General features: G+C 73.5%; 14 protein-coding genes. 11 read left to right on the top strand and 3 right to left on the bottom strand.

The window, feature by feature from the left end; genetic code table 11:
• Nucleotides 1-5 precede the first annotated feature (5 nt).
• Genes Q6347_RS09230 through Q6347_RS09190 form a run of 9 tightly spaced genes read left to right on the top strand, consistent with a single transcriptional unit; the run spans nucleotide 6 to nucleotide 8,893 of the window.
• Nucleotides 6-1,052, top strand: coding sequence for a branched-chain amino acid ABC transporter permease (locus Q6347_RS09230; RefSeq protein WP_304603795.1), 1,047 nt, complete (start codon nucleotides 6-8; stop codon nucleotides 1,050-1,052).
• A complete protein-coding gene (locus tag Q6347_RS09225; RefSeq protein ID WP_304603421.1) occupies nucleotides 1,049-2,584 on the top strand; it encodes a class I adenylate-forming enzyme family protein in 1,536 nt (511 codons plus the stop codon). Before Q6347_RS09230 ends, Q6347_RS09225 begins: the two co-directional genes overlap by 4 nt.
• Nucleotides 2,581-3,276, top strand: coding sequence for a TetR/AcrR family transcriptional regulator (locus Q6347_RS09220; RefSeq protein WP_304607195.1), 696 nt, complete (start codon nucleotides 2,581-2,583; stop codon nucleotides 3,274-3,276). Before Q6347_RS09225 ends, Q6347_RS09220 begins: the two co-directional genes overlap by 4 nt.
• Nucleotides 3,273-4,028 carry a 3-hydroxybutyrate dehydrogenase gene (locus Q6347_RS09215; RefSeq protein WP_304607194.1) on the top strand — a complete coding sequence of 252 codons (756 nt, stop codon included), beginning with the start codon at nucleotides 3,273-3,275 and terminating at the stop codon, nucleotides 4,026-4,028. The genes Q6347_RS09220 and Q6347_RS09215 overlap by 4 nt, the downstream gene beginning before the upstream one ends.
• Nucleotides 4,025-5,002: an alpha/beta fold hydrolase gene (locus Q6347_RS09210; RefSeq protein WP_304603419.1), complete on the top strand. Its 978-nt coding sequence runs from the start codon at nucleotides 4,025-4,027 to the stop codon at nucleotides 5,000-5,002. The genes Q6347_RS09215 and Q6347_RS09210 overlap by 4 nt, the downstream gene beginning before the upstream one ends.
• Nucleotides 4,999-5,844 (top strand): CoA transferase subunit A, encoded by an 846-nt coding sequence (locus tag Q6347_RS09205; protein ID WP_171247869.1) that lies wholly within the window; start codon nucleotides 4,999-5,001, stop codon nucleotides 5,842-5,844. Before Q6347_RS09210 ends, Q6347_RS09205 begins: the two co-directional genes overlap by 4 nt.
• Before the next feature lie 3 nt (nucleotides 5,845-5,847).
• The gene (locus Q6347_RS09200) at nucleotides 5,848-6,549 is read left to right on the top strand and encodes a CoA transferase subunit B (RefSeq protein ID WP_304603418.1); all 702 of its coding nucleotides are present in this window, start codon (nucleotides 5,848-5,850) and stop codon (nucleotides 6,547-6,549) included.
• 11 nt (nucleotides 6,550-6,560) lie between these two features.
• A complete protein-coding gene (locus Q6347_RS09195; protein ID WP_304603417.1) occupies nucleotides 6,561-7,679 on the top strand; it encodes an alpha/beta fold hydrolase in 1,119 nt (372 codons plus the stop codon).
• The gene (locus tag Q6347_RS09190) at nucleotides 7,676-8,893 is read left to right on the top strand and encodes an acetyl-CoA C-acetyltransferase (protein ID WP_304603416.1); all 1,218 of its coding nucleotides are present in this window, start codon (nucleotides 7,676-7,678) and stop codon (nucleotides 8,891-8,893) included. Before Q6347_RS09195 ends, Q6347_RS09190 begins: the two co-directional genes overlap by 4 nt.
• A 167-nt stretch (nucleotides 8,894-9,060) precedes the next feature.
• Here the strand turns inward: Q6347_RS09190 and Q6347_RS09185 are convergent, their stop codons facing one another.
• Together Q6347_RS09185 and Q6347_RS09180 are read right to left on the bottom strand one after the other, a co-directional pair.
• On the bottom strand, nucleotides 9,061-13,845 hold the full coding sequence (locus Q6347_RS09185; protein WP_304607193.1) for an NAD-glutamate dehydrogenase: 4,785 nt from the start codon (nucleotides 13,843-13,845) through the stop codon (nucleotides 9,061-9,063).
• Between the two features lie 179 nt (nucleotides 13,846-14,024).
• Entirely contained in the window at nucleotides 14,025-15,521 is a 1,497-nt protein-coding gene (locus Q6347_RS09180; RefSeq protein WP_304603794.1) for a helix-turn-helix domain-containing protein, read from the bottom strand.
• A 234-nt stretch (nucleotides 15,522-15,755) separates the two neighbouring features.
• On the opposite strand from Q6347_RS09180, the gene aceA reads away from it, so the two are divergent.
• Together aceA and aceB are read left to right on the top strand one after the other, a co-directional pair.
• Nucleotides 15,756-17,090 carry an isocitrate lyase gene (gene aceA / locus Q6347_RS09175; protein ID WP_171248422.1) on the top strand — a complete coding sequence of 445 codons (1,335 nt, stop codon included), beginning with the start codon at nucleotides 15,756-15,758 and terminating at the stop codon, nucleotides 17,088-17,090.
• An 89-nt stretch (nucleotides 17,091-17,179) separates the two neighbouring features.
• Nucleotides 17,180-18,925 (top strand): malate synthase A, encoded by a 1,746-nt coding sequence (gene aceB, locus Q6347_RS09170; RefSeq protein ID WP_304607192.1) that lies wholly within the window; start codon nucleotides 17,180-17,182, stop codon nucleotides 18,923-18,925.
• A 116-nt stretch (nucleotides 18,926-19,041) separates the two neighbouring features.
• Here aceB and Q6347_RS09165 read toward each other — a convergent pair whose 3' ends face one another.
• A complete protein-coding gene (locus tag Q6347_RS09165; RefSeq protein WP_304607191.1) occupies nucleotides 19,042-20,202 on the bottom strand; it encodes a glycosyltransferase in 1,161 nt (386 codons plus the stop codon).
• Nucleotides 20,203-20,242: the final 40 nt, after the last annotated feature.

The raw sequence follows: 20,242 nt of genomic DNA, 5'->3' as shown, positions 1-20,242 counted from the left end.
GGCTGATGCTCGCCGGCGGGTTCGGCCTGGTCGTCCTGCTGGCCTGCCTGCCCCTGCTCGCCATCTCCCTGCCCGGCGTACTCCCCGGGCCCACCTACACCCCGGGCACGCTGCAGGTGCTGGCGCTGGCGCTCCTCGTCGGGGCCCTCGCCCTGAGCTACCACCTGCTGTTCGGCGTCGCCGGACTCCTGAGCTTCGGGCACGCCCTGTACTTCGCCGTCGGCGTCTACGGCCTGGCCATCGTGCTCGACCGCACGGACCTGCCGCTGCTGCCCGCCGCCTGTGTCGTGCTCGTCGGCGGGATCGTCGTCGCGCACGTCGTCGGCGCGATCTCGTTGCGGGTCACCGGGATCTCGTTCGCCATGGTCACCCTCGCGTTCGCGCAGGCCGGCAACGTCCTGGTCCGGCGCAACCCGGCCGGGGCCACCGGCGGCGAGGAGGGGCTCGCGCTGGACACCACCCATGTGCCCGACGCGCTCGTCGGGGTGATGAACACGCGCAACCTGTACTGGCTGGCCCTCGTCGTGCTGGTCGTCGTCTACGCCGTCGTGCTGTGGGTCGAGCGCTCCCGTGCCGGGCACGTGGCCGCGGCGACCCGCGAGAACGAGATGCGGGTCCGCGTCGTCGGCGGGCGCCCCTACCTGGTCAAGCTGCTCGTCTTCGTCGTGGCGGCCACCCTGGCCACGGCGGTCGGCATGGCCTACCTGCTGCTGCAGTCCGGGGCCGTGCCCCGGGTGACCTCGGCCGACTTCACGCTCACGCTGCTGGTCATGGTCGTGCTCGGTGGTGTGGGCTCCCGGTGGGGCGCCGTCGTCGGCGGCGTGCTGTACACGCTGCTGGACCAGCGGCTCGGGGCGCTCGCCGCCTCCGAGGCCATCGCCGGTCTGCCGTCCGTCCTCCGGGTGCCGCTGAGCGAACCGTTGTTCATCCTGGGAACGCTGTTCATCCTCGTGGTGCTGTTCCTGCCGGGCGGGATCGCCGGCGCGGCGCAGCGGCTGTCGCACCGGCGACGTCGCGAGGGGGCGCGCGACCTCATGGAGGAGTCGGCATGACGGACCTGCACACGCTGGGCCGCTGGACGCGGGACCGGGCGACGTCCACGCCGCGCCGTGTCGCCGTGGACGACCGCGGGGTCACGCTCACCTACGCCGAGCTCGACGACCGCGCGGCCCGCCTCGCCGCGGCCCTGCGCGCCGCCGGGTACGGGGTCGGCGACCGCGTCGCCACCGTCACCGGCAACAGCGCCGACCAGGTCGTGCTCTTCTTCGCCTGCGCCCGGGCGGGGCTGGTGCTGACGCCGTTGTCCTGGCGGTCCTCCCCGCGCGAGCTGGCCGACCAGCTCGACCAGGCGGACCCGGCCCTGGTGCTCGTGGAGCAGGAGTTCGCCACCCTGGCGCGCGCGGCCCTCGACCGTCTCGCCGTGCCGCCGCGGTCCGCGGCGCTCGGCCGCTCCGGCGTCGAGGCCGCCGTGCCGGCGCCCACGCGCCGCGGCGCCGACGACGCCCCGGAGCAGCGCGAGGTCCGCGACGACGACGCGTTGCTGCTGCTGTTCACGTCCGGCACCTCCGGTCGGCCCAAGGGGGCCGTGCTCACGCACCGGAGCTGCTTCTGGACCAACCTGGCGTTCAGCCGCACGGTCGAGATGTCCCACGACGACGTCGTGCTCAGCGTCCTGCCCCAGTTCCACGCCGGCGGCTGGAACATCCAGCCGCTGCTGGCCTGGTGGAGCGGCGCCACCGTCGTGCTGGAACGGACCTTCGAACCCGAGCGGGTGCTGCGCCTGATCGCCGAGCGGCGCGTCACCACCATGATGGGCGTGCCCACGCAGTACCTGCTGCTGGCCGAGCACCCGGGATTCGCCCGCGCCGACCTGTCCTCGCTGCGCACCGCCGTCGTCGGCGGCGCCCCCATGCCCGAGCCGCTGCTGCGCACGTGGCACCGCCGCGGCGTCGCGCTCACCCAGGGGTACGGCCTCACCGAGGCCGGCCCGAACGTGCTGTGCCTGCCCGACGACGAGGCCCGCGACCGTCCGGGGTCGGCCGGCAAGCCCTACCCGCACGTCGACGTGGCGATCGCCGACCCGGCCACCGGCGAGCACCTCGAGGGCGCGGCGACCGGGGAGCTGCTGGTGCGCGGGCCGGGGATCTTCACGGGGTACTTCCGCGACCCGGAGGCGACGGCGGCGGCGTTCGCCGGCGGCTGGTTGCGCACCGGGGACCTCGTCGAGCGGGACGCCGACGGGTACCACCGGATCGTCGACCGCCTCAAGGACCTGTTCATCGTCGGCGGGGAGAACGTCTCCCCCGCCGAGGTCGAGGCCGTCCTGCACCGTCACCCGGGGGTCGCCGAGGCCGCGGTGGTCGGTGTGCCCGACGCCCGGTGGGGCGAGGTCGGGCACGCCTTCGTCGTCCCCCGGGCCGGCTACGCCACGGACGCCGAGGAGCTCGAGACGTACTGCCGCGGCGAGCTGGCGCACTTCAAGGTGCCGCAGCGGTTCGAGCTGGTCGACCGGCTCCCCCGCACGTCCCTGCACAAGATCCCCCGGCACGCCCTGCGGGCGCGCCGTACCGAGGAGGCCCGATGAGCACCGCTCCGCGCACCGCCCGCGGCAACCGCACCCGGGCGAAGATCCTCGCCGCCGCCGAGCAGGTGTTCGCCGACCTGGGCTACCACGACGCCTCGATCGTGAAGATCACCGAGGCGGCGGGCGTGGCGATGGGCACGTTCTACCTGTACTTCGAGGGCAAGCACGAGGTGTTCGTCGAGCTCGTCGACGACCTCAACCAGCGCGTGCGCCAGGCCATGTACGAGGCGAGCTCGCAGGCACCGAACCGGCTGGAGGCCGAGCGGGCCGGGTTCCGGGCCTTCTTCCGGTTCACCGCCGAGCACCCGGCGCTGTACCGGGTGATCCGCCAGGCGGAGTTCGTCGCGCCCGACGCGCTGCGCCGCCACTACCAGCGCATCGTCGAGGGGTACGTGACGGGCCTCGACAAGGCCCGGGCCAACGGCGAGGTCGGTGACGTCGACCCGACCGTCGCCGCCTGGGCGCTCATGGGCATCGGCGAGATCGTCGGGATGCGCTGGGTGCTGTGGGGCGGTGCCGACGGTCCCGCGGACGGCGCCGGTCCCGGTCAGGAGGACCGCCTGCCCGAGATCCCCGAGGACGTGTTCGACCAGACCATGCAGTTCATCGAACGAGCGCTGGCGCCGCGTGCCGACCCCCCGTCGGCACCCGGGGCGTCAGGCCCGACATCGAAGGAGGGACCCCGCGCATGAGCGACGAGACGTACCTGGACGGCCGCCGCGCCGTCGTCACCGGCGGCGGCAGCGGTATCGGTGCCGCCGCCGCCGCGGCGCTCGCCGCGCGCGGGGCCCACGTGGTCGTGGCGGACCGGGACGCGGAGGCGGCCGAGCGGGTCGCCGACGACGTCGGGGGCGAGGCCTGGGTCGTCGACCTGGCCGACACCCGCGAGCTCGACCACCTGTCGCTGGACGCCGACGTGCTGGTGAACAACGCCGGCATCCAGCGGGTCAGCCCGCTGGAGGAGTTCGACCCGGAGGCGTTCCGGCTCATCCAGCGCATCATGCTCGAGGCGCCGTTCCTCCTGGTCCGGGCGGTGCTGCCCGGCATGTACGAGCGCGGCTGGGGCCGCGTCGTCAACCTCTCCTCCGTGCACGGGCTCGTCGCCTCGCCGTTCAAGTCGGCGTACGTCGCGGCCAAGCACGGGCTCGAGGGGCTGTCGAAGGTCACGGCGCTGGAGGGCGGCCCCCACGGCGTGACGAGCAACTGCGTCAACCCCGGCTACGTGCGCACGCCGCTGGTGGAGAAGCAGATCGCCGACCAGGCCCGCGTGCACGGCATCGACGAGTCCGAGGTGCTCGAGAAGGTGCTGCTCACCGAGTCGGCGATCAAGAGCCTCACCGAGCCCGCGGAGGTCGGCGAGCTCGTCGCCTGGCTCGCCGGGCCGTCGGCCCGCATGGTCACCGGCGCCTCGTGGACCGTCGACGGCGGCTGGAGCGCGCGATGAGCGCCGCACCCGCCGTCCCGACCCTGCGCCACACGGTGCCGGGCCACCGCTACGGCACCCTCGACGTCCCGGTGGACGGCGGTGCCCTGCGGATCGGCGTGTGGGACCCGGTCGACGACGCCGGCGACGTGGTCGCAGGGGCACCGACCGTGCTGGCGGTCCACGGCATCACCGCCTCGCACCTCGCCTGGCCGCTGCTGGCCGGCGCGCTGTCCGGCGTGCGGGTCGTGGCGCCGGACCTGCGCGGACGGGGCCGCAGCAGCGACCTGCCCGGTCCGTTCGGCATGGCCCGGCACGCCGACGACGTCGCCGCGGTCGCCCGGGCGGTCGCCGACGGGCCGGTGCCGGTCGTCGGGCACTCCATGGGGGCCTTCGTCGCCGTGGTGCTGGCCGACCGGCACCCCGACGTCGTCGCCGGCCTGCTGCTCGTCGACGGGGGTGTGCCGCTGCCGGAACCTCCGGGGCTGGACCCCGCGGCGACCCCGGCCGAGCGGCTGCGGGTCGTGCTGGGGCCCGCCGCGGAGCGGTTGCGCCGCACCTTCCCGGACGCCGCGGCGTACCGGGCGTTCTGGTCGGAGCACCCGGCGTTCACCGCGGTGTGGGGTCCGGTCGTGCTGGACTACGTCGACTACGACCTGGTCCCGTCCCCGCAGGGCATGCGCCCCGCCTCGAACCCGGAGGCGGTGGCGGCGGACTCCCTCGACCTGCACGCCGACGGCCCGGTCGCCGCCGCGCTGGGCCGTCTGCAGCGCCCGACGACCCTGCTGAGGGCCCCGCGCGGGCTGCTGGACGAACCGGTGGCGCTGTACGACCCCGAACACATGGCAAGGTGGGTCCAGCGGGCCCCGGCGCTGCGGCCCCGCGACGTGCCGGACGTCAACCACTACACGATCGTCATGAGCCGCGACGGCAGCGCCGCCGTCGCGGCGGAGACGGGCGCCCTGCTCGGCGCCCTCACCGAGGAGGTCCGATGAGCACACCCCTTCCCCCCGCCGCAGAACCGACCGGTCTGGACAAGGTCGTCGGCAGCGCTGCCGAGGCCGTGGCCGACATCCCCGACGGCGCCTCGCTCGCCGTCGGCGGGTTCGGCCTGTGCGGCAACCCGATCGCGCTGATCGAGGCGCTGCTCGAGCAGGGCACGCACGACATGTCGGTCGTGAGCAACAACTGCGGAGTGGACGACTGGGGGCTCGGCGTCCTGCTGAACGCCGGGCGCATCCGCAAGATGACGTCGTCGTACGTCGGCGAGAACAAGGAGTTCGAGCGGCAGTTCCTCACCGGTGAGCTCGAGGTGGAGCTGACCCCGCAGGGCACGCTCGCCGAGAAGCTGCGCGCCGGCGGCGCCGGCATCGCCGCGTTCTACACCCGCACCGGCGTCGGCACGCAGGTCGCCGACGGCGGTCTGCCGCGACGCTACGACGGGTCCGGCGGGATCGCGGTCGGCAGCCCGGCCAAGGAGATCCGCACCTTCCCGGTGGTGGCGGCCGACGGCGTGCACGAGCAGGAGTTCGTCCTCGAGGAGGCGATCAGCACCGACTTCGCGCTCGTCCACGCCGCCAAGGGCGACCGGTTCGGCAACCTGGTCTTCCACCGCTCGGCACGGAACTTCTCCCCGCTGGCGGCGATGGCCGGCCGCGTCTGCGTGGCCCAGGTCGAGGAGCTGGTCGAACCCGGCGAGATCGACCCCGACGACGTCCACCTGCCTGGGGTGTTCGTGCACCGGATGATCGTCGTCGGCCCCGACGCCCCCAAGCGGATCGAACGCCGCACCGTCCGCACCACCGACGAGTCCGCCACGGCGGGGAAGGAGGGCTGAGCGATGGCGCTCACCCGCGACGAGATGGCCGCCCGCGCGGCCCGCGAGCTGCTCGACGGCTGGTACGTCAACCTCGGCATCGGGCTGCCCACGCTCGTGCCCAACCACGTGCCGCCGGAGAAGCACCTGGTGCTGCAGAGCGAGAACGGCATCCTCGGCGTCGGGCCGTTCCCGACCGAGGACGAGGTGGACCCGGACCTCATCAACGCCGGCAAGCAGACCGTCACGACGCTGCCCGGTGCGGCGATCTTCGACTCGGCCACGAGCTTCGCCATGATCCGCGCCGGCAAGATCGACGCCGCGATCCTCGGGGCGATGCAGGTCTCCGCCACCGGCGACCTGGCCAACTGGATGATCCCCGGGAAGATGATCAAGGGCCCGGGCGGCGCCATGGACCTCGTGCACGGCGCGTCCCGGCTCATCATCGTCATGGAGCACACCGCCCGGGACGGCTCGCCGAAGATCGTCCACGAGTGCTCCCTGCCGCTGACGGGTCGGGAGGTGGTGCACCGCATCATCACCGACCTGGCGGTCATCGACGTCACCCCGGACGGGCTGGTGCTGCGCGAGCTCGCCCCCGGCGTCACCGAGGACGAGGTGCGCGAGCGCACGGAGCCCGAGCTGACCGTCGAGCTGGACGACGCCCCCCTCGCCTCGGCCCCGCACGCCGTCCGGCCGCCCGCCGTCGTCGGCGGCGACGCGTGACGGCGCGGTCGGTGCACCGCACCGACGTGACGACCGGGCGCGGCACGTTCCACGTGCGCGACACCGGTCCGGGCGGGTCGGCGACGCTGCTGTGCGTGCACGGCAACTGCTCGTCGTCGGCGTTCTTCTCCCGGCTGCTCGCCTCCCTGCCTGCCGACGTCCGCGGTGTCGCCGTGGACCTGCGCGGGTTCGGCGACAGCGAGCCGCTGCCGATCGACGCCACCCGCGGCCTGGGCGACCTCGCCGACGACGTGGCGGCCGTGGTCGACGCCCTCGGGCTGGCCGGGGCGGACGCTCCCCCGCTGACGGCGCTCGGCCACTCGGCCGGCGCCGGGGTGGTGCTGCAGCTCGCGATCGACGACGCGTCCCGGTTCGCCGCCCTGGTGCTCGAGGCGCCGATGTCCCCCTACGGGTTCGGCGGCACCCGGGACCTGGTCGGCACCCCGACGGCCCCGGACCACGCCGGGTCGGGAGGCGGGACGGCCAACCCGGACTTCGTGGCCGCCATCGCGGCCGGGGACCGGTCCGACGACCCCGGGTCGCCCCGTGGCGTCCTGCGGGCGTTCTACGTGGCCGACGCGGCCACGATCGCCGCGGACGAGGAGGACCTGCTCGACTCGGTGCTCAGCACCCGGACCGGTCCGGACCACTACCCGGGCGACCTGACGACCTCCGACCACTGGCCGGGGGTCGCCCCGGGGACCCGGGGCATGAACAACGCCATCGCCCCGCGGTACCTGGACCTGTCCGGGTTCGCGGCGGTCGAGCCGCAGCCGCCGGTGCTGTGGGTCCGCGGTGCGCTGGACGCGATCGTCTCGGACACCTCGGCCCTCGACCTGGCCCGCCTCGGGGAGCTCGGTGCCGTCCCGGGGTGGCCCGGGGCCGTGGAGTGCCCCCCGCAACCCATGGTCGGCCAGACCCGGGCGGTGCTGGATGCCTACGCCGCCCGCGGCGGGGCGTACCGTGAAGAGGTGCTCGAGGACGTCGGCCACTCGCCGCACCTCGAACGCCCGGAGGAGGTGCTCGCGCTCGTCGTGGACGCCGTGCGCGCCACCGTCCGGACCACCCCAGCCGTGGCGGCCGTCGGCGACCCCGACACCGCCCTCGACGACGAGGAGCGAGCCTCATGACCAGCACGACCGAACCCCGACCCGACGACGTGGTCGTCGTCTCCGCCGCCCGCACACCCCAGGGGCGTCTCGGCGGGGCCCTCGCCTCGCTCTCGGCGGTCGAGCTCGGCGCCGTCGCGGCCCGGGCGGCGCTGTCCGAGGCGGGCGCGGTCGCCGGGGACGTCGACACCGTCGTCTTCGGCCAGGTGCTGCAGGCCGGCGCCGGCCAGAACCCGGCCCGCCAGACGGCCGTCGCCGCGGGCGTGCCGATGACGGTGCCCGCCGTGACCGTCAACAAGGTGTGCCTGTCCGGGCTGACCGCGGTCATCGACGGTGCCCGGCTGCTGCGCACCGGCGAGGCCACGGCCGTGCTCGTCGGCGGCCAGGAGTCCATGACGAACGCGCCGCACCTGCTGCCGGGGGCCCGTGCCGGCTTCCGGTACGGGGACGCGACCCTGCTCGACGCCGTGTCCCGCGACGGGCTGTCGGACGCGTTCGACGGCCAGGCGATGGGGCTGAGCACCGAGGAGCACAACACCGGCTCGGTGCACGTCGATCGCGAGGAGCAGGACCAGGTGGCGGCGGCGTCGCACCAGCGGGCCGCCCGTGCCGCCAAGGACGGCGTGTTCACCGCCGAGCTGGCACCGGTGGAGGTGCCGCAGCGCAAGGGCGACCCGATCGTGGTCTCCTCCGACGAGGGGGTCCGGCCGGACACCACGACCGAGAGCCTGGCCCGGCTGCGCCCGGCCTTCTCCCGCGAGGGCTCGATCACGGCGGGCAACGCCTCGCAGATCTCGGACGGCGCCGCGGCACTCGTGCTGACCACCCGGGCCCGGGCCGAGGCGGCCGGGGTGTCCGTGCTGGCCACGGTCCGGTCGGCCGGCCAGGTCGCCGGACCGGACACCTCGCTGCACTCGCAGCCGGCGAACGCGATCTCCGCGGCGCTGGCGCGCGAGGGATGGACCGCGGACGACCTCGACCACGTCGAGATCAACGAGGCCTTCGCCGTCGTGTCGGCGGCCTCGCGGCGGGTGCTCGGGATCTCCCCCGAGATCGTCAACCCGCACGGCGGCGGCATCTCGCTCGGTCACCCCATCGGGGCGTCCGGCGCGCGGCTCGCGGTGCACGCCGCGCACCAGCTGGCCCGGCGCCGGGCCGACGGGCAGACGGGCCGGGCAGCGGTCGCGCTGTGCGGCGGCGGCGGGCAGGGCGAGGCGCTGCTGCTCGAGGCCTGAGCCGTCCCGGGCGGGGGCGCCGACGGCACCCCCGCCCACCGGCCGCCCGGCCGCCCGGCCGCCCGGCCGCCCGGCCGCCCGGCCCGCTGTGGGCATGACTGAGGCGGCCGTCCGCCGGCGCCGGGCCGCATCTTTCTTGCCCACAGCGGTGAGCGGGTCAGCGCGGGTCAGCGGGCGAGCGAGCGCAGCTGCCGCAGCGCGACCGACAGCGTCGCGATCCCCGGGTCCTCCACGGCATCGGCCGTGGCCATCGCGTGGAGGGCCCGCTCGGCGGTCGTCCCCCCGGCCGCGATCCAGGCGTCGATCCGCTCCGTGGCGTCCCCGGGATCGGTGTGCTCGAGCACGGACGCCGTCAGCGCAATCGTGACCGCGTAGAGGTCGTCACGCAGCGCGGCCCGGGCCATCGAGTCCCAGCGGTCGTCCTGCGGCAGGGCCGAGACGCGGGTGAGCATGTCCGGCACGCCGAGCCGGCCCGACAGCGTGAAGTAGGTCTGCGCCACCTCGTCCAGGTCCCACTCGCGCGTCGCCGCGAGCTCGGCGACGTCGAGCAGCGGCAGGGCGCCGAGCAGGCTCGCGCCGCGCCGGGCGAGCTCGGGACCGCACCCCGCCTCCTCGAGGGAGGCGAACTCGGCCTGGTACTGCCGCAGCTCCTCGCCCTGGTAGAGCTCACCGAGCCGCGAGGTGTAGGACCGCACGGGCTCGGCGAACGCCTCGATCTCGGCGCCGACGTCGATGAGGTCGGACCGGTGCTGGACGAACCACCGTGCGGCCCGGTCGAGCAGCCGGCGGAACTCGAGGTACAGGTCGGTCTGCACCTGGGAGGACACCACGTTGTCCGTGGCCTCCACGACCTCCACGAAGCCCTGCAGGTCCATGATCTCGCGCGCGGCGACGAACGCCCGGGCGACCTGCTCGGTCGGGGCACCGGTCTCGTCGGCGGCCCGGTAGGCGAACGTGATGCCACCACGGTTGACCATCGAGTTCACGACGGCGTTGACGACGATCTCGCGGCGCAGCGGGTGGTCGACGAGGTCGTCGGGGAACAGCTCGCGGACCTCCGTCGGGAAGTAGTCGGCCAGGGTGCGGGCGAACCAGGGGTCCTCGGCGAGGTCTGTCTCGTTGAGGTCGTCCTTGAGGGCCAGCTTCGCGTAGGCCATCAGCACCGCGAACTCCGGGCGGGTGAGTCCCTGCCGCTGCTCGATCCGTTCCTCGATCTCGGCCGGACCGGGCAGCACCTCGAGGGCACGGTCCAGGTCGCCCCGCTCCTCGAGCGAGGTCATCAGCCGTGCGTGCACGGGCAGCATGACCGCCGCGTTGGCCCGGGAGTTGCCCAGCAGCACGTTCTGCTCGTAGTTGTCGCGCAGGACCTGGGCCGCGACCTCGTCGGTCATGGACTGCAGGAGCTTGTTGCGGTCGGTGATGTCCAGGCGGCCCTCGCGCATCACCGCGCCCAGCAGGATCTTGATGTTGACCTCGTGGTCGGAGGTGCCCACCCCCGCCGAGTTGTCGATCGCGTCGGTGTTCACCTGCACGCCGGACAGCGCGGCCTCGATCCGGCCCCGCTGGCTGACGCCGAGGTTCCCGCCCTCGCCGATCACCCGTACACGCAGCGCGGACCCGTCGACCCGGATGGCGTCGTTCGCCCGGTCGCCGATGTCCTCGTTCGTCTCCGTCGACGCCTTGACGTAGGTGCCGATGCCGCCGTTCCAGAGCAGGTCCACCGGAGCCAGCAGGACGGCCCGCTTCAGCTCGTTCGGGGTGAGCGCCGTGACGCCGCGGTCCAGCCCGAGCGCCTCGGCCATCTGGGGGCTCACCGGCACGGACTTCGCCGACAGCGGGAACACTCCGCCGCCGGCGGAGATCAGCTCACGGTCGTAGTCGTCCCAGGTCGACCCGGCCAGCTCGAACAGCCGCCGCCGCTCGGCGTACGACGTCGAGGCGTCCGGGTCGGGGTCGACGAACACGTGCCGGTGGTCGAAGGCGGCGACCAGCCGGATGTGCTCCGAGAGCAGCATGCCGTTGCCGAACACGTCCCCGGACATGTCGCCGACACCCACCACGGTGAAGTCCTCGGTCTGGGTGTCGTGCCCGAGCTCGCGGAAGTGCCGCTTGACCGACTCCCAGGCGCCGCGGGCCGTGATGCCCATCGACTTGTGGTCGTAGCCGTCCGACCCGCCGGAGGCGAAGGCGTCGTCGAGCCAGAAGCCGTACTCCGCGGAGATCCCGTTGGCGATGTCCGAGAACGACGCGGTGCCCTTGTCGGCCGCGACGACGAGGTACGGGTCGTCGCCGTCGTGCCGCACGACGCGCTCCGGCGGGACCACCTCGCCGCCGTCACGGTTGTCGGTGACGTCCAGCAGGCCGCGGATGAAGGTGCGGTAGGCCGCCTTCCCCTCGGCGAGCCAGGCAGCCCGGTCCGACGGGTCCGGCAGCTGCTTGGCGACGAAGCCGCCCTTGGACCCGGTCGGGACGATGACCGCGTTCTTGACCATCTGGGCCTTGACCAGCCCGAGCACCTCGGTGCGGAAGTCCTCGCGCCGGTCGCTCCAGCGCAGGCCACCGCGCGCCACCTTGCCGAACCGCAGGTGCACACCCTCGACCTGTGGGGAGTACACCCAGATCTCGGCCATCGGGTGCGGCAGCGGCAGGTCCGGCACGCGCGAGCAGTCGAGCTTCATCGAGACCCACGGCTTGGGGTCGCCGGCGTCGTCGCGGGTGTAGAAGTTCGTGCGCAGCATCGCGTTGATGACGCCGAGGAACGACCGCAGGATGCGGTCGTGGTCGAGGCTGGCGACGTCGTCGAAGGCCTCCAGCAGGTCGACGCTCGCCCGCGCGGCCCTCATGTCGCGGTCGCCGTCGGACTCGTCGAGATCGGGGTCGAACCGCAGCGCGAAGAGCTGCACGAGGTCGGCGGCGAGCTGCGGGTGGGCGATCAGCGCCTCGTCGATGTACTCCATCGAGAAGGCCGACCCGGCCTGGCGCAGGTAGCGTCCGACGGCCCGCAGGATCACGATGTCGCGCCACGGCAGGCCGGCCCGCAGGACGAGCGCGTTGAGTCCGTCGCTCTCCGCGGCGCCGGACCAGACGGCGCGGAACGCGTCCTCGAGCGCAGCGGCGGCCCCCTCGGCCTGCCACAGCGCCGGGTCGGGCGCCGTGATGCCGAAGTCGGAGATGTACCGCGTCGAGCCGTCCGCGGGCTGCACCGTGTACGGCCGCTCGTCGAGCACGTCGACGCCGAGGCCGGTGAGCAGCGGCAGCACCCAGGTGAGCCGGTGCTCGCGGAGCGACGCCACGGTCAGCCGACGCACGCTCGGGTCGGCGTCCTCCGGCGTGTACAGGTGCACCGCGATCGGCTCGGCCTCGGTCAACCCCTCGAGACGCCCGATGTCGCCGACGGCCGCCGCCGGGGTGATGTGCTCCTTGTACGCCTCGGAGAAGGCCGTGCCGTACCGGTGCAGGATCTGCGCCGCCGTCTCCTCGTCGTGGACGTGGTGCAGCTCGTCCACGAGCGCCGCCGTCCATGTCCGCACCGCGTCCTCGAGGCCGCGCTGCAGGTCCTCCTCGTCCACCGCGGGGATCCCGGTGTCCTTCGGGACCCGCACGACGAAGTGCAGCTGCGCCAGGGGCGAGTCGTCCACGCGGGTGGTGTGCTCCACGCGCTCCGCGGCGAACGCCTCGCGCAGCAGGTCCTCGATGCGCAGCCGCACCGTGGTGTTGTACCGGTCGCGCGGGAGATAGACGAGCGCCGAGACGAAGCGCCCGAACTCGTCGGCGCGCAGGAAGATGCGGCTCTGCCGGCGCTCGCGCAGCCGGATGACCTGGCTGGCGACGTCGTGCAGGTGTTCGGGGCTGTCCTGGAAGAGCTCGTCGCGGGGGTACTGCTCCAGCACCTGCAGCAGGTCCTTGCCGGAGTGCGAGGTCGGGGCGAACCCGGAGGCGCTCAGCACGGCGCGGGCCTTCGCGGCGACGATCGGCAGGGTCAGCACCGAGGAGGCGTAGGCGGCCGACGTGAAGATCCCGACGATGCGGCGCTCGCCGGTGACGTTGCCCTCGTCGTCGAAGGTGCGCACCCCGACGTAGTCCAGGTAGACGTCGCGGTGCACCGTGGCCCGCGAGTTCGCCTTGGTGATCGTCAGCAGCCGCGGCTCCCGCGCGGTGCGCTGCGCCTCGGGGCGCAGGTGCACGATGTCGGTGGTGGGCTTGCGCAGGATCCCCAGGCCGGTGTGCGACAGGGGGCGCAGCACGTCCTCGCCGTCGACGGTGTCGAGGCTGTACTCGCGGTAGCCGAGGAAGGTGAAGTGGTCCTCGGCGAGCCAGGTGAGGAACTCGATCGTGGGCGCGACCGTCGCCGGATCGGCGGTGGGCGGCGGCTGCACGCGCAGGTCGGTGCAGATGTCGAGGCAGGCCCGGCGCATCGCCCTCCAGTCCTCGACGGCGGCGTGCACGTCGGCGACGACCTCCTGCAGCCGCGTCACGAGCGCCTCACGGTCGTCGTCGTCGGTGATGCGGTCCGTCTCCACGTGCATCCACGACTCGGGCAGACCGCCGCGGGCGTGGAGGCCCTGCAGCTCGCCGGACTCGTCGCGCTGCGCCCCGACCACGGGGTGCTGCATGAGGTGCACCGTCCCGCCGTGGCGGGCGATGGCGCCGTCGACGGAGTCCACCAGGAACGGCACGTCGTCGGTGCAGATGTCGACGACGGTGCGCCGCGACGTCCAGCCGTCCTCGCGCAGCGTCGGGGTGAAGGCGCGCACCAGCGTCTGTCCCGGGTCGCGCCGGTGCGCGAACCGGCAGGTGGACGCGGCCGCACCGACCACGTCGCGGGGCTCCCGCTCCGTCATGTCGTCGTCGGTGTAGACGCTCAGCAGGTGGTTGGCGCAGCGCCGCAGGTCGGCAGGGAGGTCGTCCACGGCATCCCGGATCTCGGGGCGCAGAGCAGCTTCGTCGGTCATGAACCTCTTCGTTCTCCGTCGGGACCGTGACCCGGGTCTCGGGTCGTCCCGATGCTATCGCTGGGACCGGCTGCCGTCAGGCCCACGGGGCGCACGACGAGAACGCCGTGCCCGGTGGTGCGGCGCGCTCGGCGCGACACCCCGGGCACGGCGCCCCGCAGGGAAGGTCCCGGCCCCGCCTACTCCGCCGGCGCGTGCCGGTCCAGGAACTCGTAGACCGCGGTGGTGTCCACGCCGGGGAACGCCCCCGACGGCATCGCCGCGAGCATGGAGGCGTGCGGGCGTGCGCTCGGCAGGGCGTTGCCGTCCCAGCGCTCGGCCAGCGGCCGCGAGGGCCGGCGGCAGCACGACTCGTCCGGGCAGCGCGAGGTGGACCGCGCCGTCGTCTCCCGCCCCAGGAACCACTTGACCTGCGCGTACGGCACACCGACGCTCACGGAGAACTGCCCGTCCGGGGTGTCCTGGACCCGCGAGGTGCACCAGTAGGTCCCCGTCGAGGTGTCGGTGTACTGGTAGTACGGGCTCAGGCGGTCCTTGACGTCGAACACGACCCGGGCCGTCCACTGCTTGCACACGTGCTGACCCTCGACGGTGCCCAGGGCGTCGGCCGGGAACCGGACGCCGTCGTTCTCGTAGGCCTTGTGGATCGCCCCGGACTCGTGGACCTTCATGAAGTGCACGCCGATGCCGAGGTGCCGCGTGGCGAGGTTGGTGAACCGGTGCGCGGCCGTCTCGTAGGAGACCGCGAAGGCGTCGCGCAGGTCCTCGATGGAGATCGCGCGGGCGTCCTTGGCCTCGCGCAGGTGCTTGACCGCCTCCCGCTCGGGCAGCAGCAGCGCCGCGCAGAGGTAGTTCGCCTCGACGCGCTGGCGCAGGAACTCGCCGTAGTCGCGCGGCTCGGTGTGCTCCAGGACGTGCGACGCCAGGGCCTGCAGCAGCGCGGAGCGGGCGTCGGACCGGCCGCGGATGCCGTTGCTGGGCAGGTAGACGCGCCGGTGGCGCTGGTCGATGACCGCACGGGTGGAGTGCGGCAGGTCCGACTCGTAGTGGATGGAGAAGCCCAGGTGCGAGGCGATGTCCACGGCCGCCCGCTGCGGGACCGGGCCGTGGGTGTGCCCGACGTCGTCGAGGAGGCTGCGCGCGACGATCTCCAGGTCGGGGAAGTAGTTGTCCTGCGCGCGCATGTCGGCACGCAGGTCGGTGTTGGCGCGGCGGGCCTCCTCCGGGGTGAGCGCCCGCTCGGAGTGCAACCGCTCCAGCTCGGCCTGCAGGGAGACGATCGCCTCCAGCGCGTCGGTCGGCAGCGACTTGCCCACCCGCACCGGCTTCACCCCGAGCGCGGAGAAGAGCGGTCCTCTTTGCACCCGCTCCAGCTCGATCTCCAGGGCGTCCCGTCGCGAGGGGGCCTCGGGGGACAGCAGGTCGTCGACGCTGGTGCCCAGCGCCTTCGCCACCGCCTGCAGCCGCGCGATCGTCGGTTCGCGCTTGCCGTTCTCCAGCATGGAGATCTGCGACGGGGCACGTGAGACCGCCTCTCCGAGCTCTCCGAGGGTCATGCCCCGCTGCAGGCGCAGGTGGCGGATGCGTCGCCCGATCGTCAGCGCGTCGGGCTCGGACTCGGCCGGGGGCGGCGTGGGGGGCGTCGCCGGCGGCCGCGACGTCGTCGTGAAGGCCATGCCCCAGGGTGACATGCGCCACTCCTTCTGCCAAGGAGAAGAACCGAGAAAGTTCTTCTCTCAGAACCTCGCCACAGGGGTTGCGCAGGGCGCAGAGTCGATACCGAGGGACGACGACGGCGGAACTCGAGGCGGTGCTCACCACCGCGAGGACCGCCGTCGGACCCCCTCGCCAGACAGGCAGCAGGCGGTCCGTCCGCACCGCGACGGACCGCACGACGAAAGGCGACGACGATGACCGCGACCCTCGAGACCGGTTCCACGAACGGGACGACGACCACCACCCCGCGCACGGGCGACCAGGTCACCACCGCCGCGGCCCTGGCCGAGCAGTGGGCCACCGACCCCCGCTGGGCCGGTGTCACCCGCGACTACACGGCCGAGGACGTCATCGCGCTGCGGGGCTCGGTCGGCGAGGAGCACACGCTGGCCCGCCGCGGGTCCGAGCTGCTGTGGGAGCTCCTGCACACCGAGGACTACGTCAACGCCCTCGGCGCGCTGACCGGCAACCAGGCCGTGCAGCAGGTCAAGGCCGGGCTCAAGGCCATCTACCTGTCCGGCTGGCAGGTGGCCGGCGACGCCAACCTCTCGGGCCAGACCTACCCCGACCAGTCGCTCTACCCGGCCAACTCGGTGCCGGCCGTCGTGCGGCGCATCAACAACGCGCTGCTGCGCGCCGACCAGATCGACGTCGAGGAGAACGGCGCCCCGACCCGCAACTGGCTGGCCCCGATCGTGGCCGACGCCGAGGCCGGGTTCGGCGGCCCGCTGAACGCCTACGAGCTCATGAAGTCGATGATCTCCTCCGGCGCCGCGGGCGTGCACTGGGAGGACCAGCTCGCCTCGGAGAAGAAGTGCGGCCACCTCGGCGGCAAGGTGCTCATCCCCACCAAGCAGCACGTGCGCACCCTCAACGCCGCGCGGCTCGCCGCCGACGTCTCCGACGTGCCGAGCGTGGTCATCGCCCGCACCGACGCCGAGGCGGCCACCCTCATCACCTCCGACGTCGACGAGCGCGACCAGCAGTTCCTCACCGGCGAGCGCACGTCGGAGGGCTTCTACAAGGTCCGCAACGGCATCGAGCCCTGCATCACCCGGGCCCACGCCTACGCCCCGTACGCCGACCTCATCTGGATGGAGACCGGCACGCCCGACCTCGAGCTGGCCCGCAAGTTCGCCGAGTCGGTCAAGTCCGAGTTCCCGGACCAGATGCTGGCCTACAACTGCTCGCCGTCGTTCAACTGGAAGAAGCACCTCGACGACGCCACGATCGCGAAGTTCCAGCGCGAGCTCGGCGCCATGGGCTTCAGCTTCCAGTTCATCACCCTGGCGGGCTTCCACGCCCTCAACCACTCCATGTTCGACCTGGCCCACGGCTACGCCCGTGAGCAGATGACCGCCTACGTGGAGCTGCAGGAGGCCGAGTTCGCCTCCGAGTCCCGCGGCTACACCGCCACCAAGCACCAGCGCGAGGTCGGCACCGGTTACTTCGACCGCGTGTCCACGGCTCTCAACCCTGACGCCGCCACCCTCGCCCTCGCCGGCTCCACCGAGGCCGCTCAGTTCTGACTCACCCCTCGCCTCGGGCGTCCCGGTCCGGCGCACGTCGCGCCCGCCGGACCGGGACGCCCGGCCCCTTTTTCGATCAGGAGTCCGCCATGACCACCACCGCCTACCTGCCCCGCACCCAGTCCGGTCGTTCGACCGGCTCGCCCGCCACCCCGCCGCGCGGCATCGCGCTGGCCGACTCGGCCACCGTGGCCGAGGGCACGATCGACGTCGTCGGCCCGATCGCCCCGGGCGACGAGGAGATCCTCACCCCGCAGGCGCTGGAGTTCCTGGCCCTGCTCCACGACCACTTCGCCGACACGCGCTGCGAGCTGCTGCTCTCCCGCCAGCGCCGCACCCGGCAGATCGCCGACGGCACCGACCCGGATTTCCTGCCCACCACGCGGCCCGTCCGGCACGACCCGTCCTGGCGCGTGGCCGGCTCCACCGGGGCGCCCGGGCTGTCCGACCGCCGCGTCGAGATCACGGGGCCGACCGACCCGAAGATGACCATCAACGCCCTCAACTCGGGCGCCAAGGTCTGGCTCGCCGACGCCGAGGACGCCTCCAGCCCGACCTGGGCCAACGTGATCGGCGGCCAGCGCGCGCTGCGCTCGGCGATCCGCGGCGAGCTGTCGTTCGACGGTCCGTCGCCCGACGGCGGCCGCACCCCCGGCAAGCACTACGCGCTGCGCACCTCGGAGCTGACCGAGATGCCGACCATCGTGTTCCGGCCGCGCGGCTGGCACCTGTTCGAGTCGCACCTGGCGTACACCGGCACCGACGGCTCCACCCAGCCGGCGTCCGGGTCGCTGGTCGACTTCGGCCTGTACTTCTTCCACAACGCCCGCGAGCTCATCACCCGCGGCCGGGGCCCGTACTTCTACCTGCCGAAGCTGGAGAGCCACCGCGAGGCGCGGCTGTGGAACGAGGTCTTCGAGCTGGCCCAGCACGCCCTCGACATCCCGCGGGGCACCGTCCGCGCGACGGTGCTCATCGAGACCCTGCCGGCCGCGTTCGAGATGGAGGAGATCCTCTACGAGCTGCGCGACCACTGCGCCGGGCTCAACGCCGGCCGCTGGGACTACCTGTTCAGCGTCATCAAGTGCTTCCGGTCCCGCGGCGACTCCTACGTGCTGCCGGACCGGGCGCAGGTGACGATGACCGCCCCGTTCATGCGGGCGTACACCGAGCTGCTGGTGGCCACCTGCCACCGGCGCGGTGCGCACGCCATCGGCGGCATGAGCGCCTTCATCCCCGACCGCCGCAACCCGGAGGTCACCGAGCAGGCGTTCGCCAAGGTCCGCGCGGACAAGGAGCGCGAGGCCGGCGACGGGTTCGACGGTTCGTGGGTGGCACACCCGGACCTCATCCCCATCGCCCGGGAGGCGTTCGACGCCGTGCTCGGCGAGCGGGAGAACCAGGTCGACCGCCAGCGCGACGACGTGTCCGTGGGTCAGGCCGAGCTGCTCGACATCGCCTCCGCGCGACGCGAGGGCGCGACCATCACCGAGTCCGGGCTGCGCACCAACATCTCCGTCGGCGTGCGGTACATCGCCTCCTGGCTGCGGGGCACCGGTGCCGCGGCGCTGGACAACCTCATGGAGGACGCCGCCACGGCGGAGATCTCCCGGTCGCAGATCTGGCAGTGGATGCACTCCGGGACCCGGACCGAGGACGGGACCGTCATCACCCGGGAGCGGTGCGAGTCGATGCTGCAGGAGTTCCTGCGGACGACGCCCCGCACCCCGGGCGACCGGCTGGACGAGGCCGTGACGATCTTCCGTGAGGTCTCGCTGGGCGACGAGTTCCCGCCGTTCCTCACCACGAGCGCCTACGCCCGCTACTTCAGCTGAGCAGTTCCGCTCGGCGCACCCGGCGGCGCCGAGCACACGCGACGGCGGCCCGTCACCGACAGGTGGCGGGCCGCCGTCGCGTCTGCCGGGGTGCGACCCCCGGTGCCCCAGCGTGGTCAGTCAGCGGGCGCGACCAGTCGGTCGACGACGGAGGTGGTCGGCGGGTGCGCCGCCATCTCCCCGGCGACGCGTTCGGACGTCGCGTGGACGTCCGCGTCGTCGAGGACCGCCGCGACGGCCGTGCCGAGCCGGTCCGGGAAGTCCTCTCCCGGGGTGACCATCCTTCCGAGGCCGCGCTCGTCCAGGCGGCGGGCGTTGAACCACTGGTCGAGCGCGAACAGCGGCACAGCCACCTGGGGCACGCCCGCGGCCAGGGCCGCCGCGGTGGTGCCGAAGCCCCCGTGACCGACCACGGCCACCGCGTGCGGCAGCACCTCCTCCTGGGGCCACCACTGCTCGACGTGAGCGTTGTCCGGCCACGGACGCAGCCGGTCGGGGTCCAGAGCGCGGCCGACGGTGAGCAGGACGCGGACGTCCAGCGACGCCAGGGCGGCGAGCAGCTCGCGGTAGGTCTGCTCGGCGGACGGCATCGTGCCTGCCACGGTCCCCAGACTCGCGTACACCAGCGGAAGATCCGACGTCTCCGGAGGGAGGCCGCGTCCCTCTGGCGCGTCCGTCGTGGGCCCGGGCCGGAACCGGACGACGTCGCGCCCGCCCGACGGCGGGTCGTCGAACGACGCCGGCAGCACGGTGAAGGACGGCGCGGAACGCTGCGCGGAGATCAACCCGTCGGCGTCGAGCCCGAGGGGCCGACCCAGCTCCTCCGCCGGGTCGGTAAACCAAGGCGCCGTGCTTGCGATCAGCCCGTCGAGGCAGATCCCGACGCTCCGGTGCGGGATTCCCTCGGCCTCCGCGGCGACGAGTGAGGCAAGCTCGAAGGGGTCGCGGACCACAAGGTCCGGCCGCCACGAGCGGACGGTGTCGAGCAGCCGCGGCAGCGCGGCACCGCCGTCGAGCCGCCCGAAGATCTCCCGGATCATCAGCTCGTTGGCGGCCTCCATCGACAGGCCGGCCATGCCGCCGAACGCACGGCCCATCGCGTCGGCCGAGGGTTCGTCGAACGGCGCCACGACGAGGCCCTCCCGCGCGACCTGGTCGGCGAAGCCGGCCGGGGCGGCGACGCGGACCTCGTGCCCGGCCGCTCCGGCGGCGTGGGCGAGCGGAACCTGCGGCAGGAAATGGCCGAGGTTGCCCGTCGAGGCGAACAGCAAGCGCACGACCTCACCGTAGATCGGGGCGGGTCGGCTCGCCGCCTGC

It is taken from the genome of Isoptericola sp. b408, from assembly GCF_030588085.1.
Classification (GTDB): domain Bacteria; phylum Actinomycetota; class Actinomycetes; order Actinomycetales; family Cellulomonadaceae; genus Isoptericola; species Isoptericola sediminis.
Note: the sequence above shows the minus strand (reverse complement) of the source record. Positions and strands in the feature narration are given on the sequence as shown.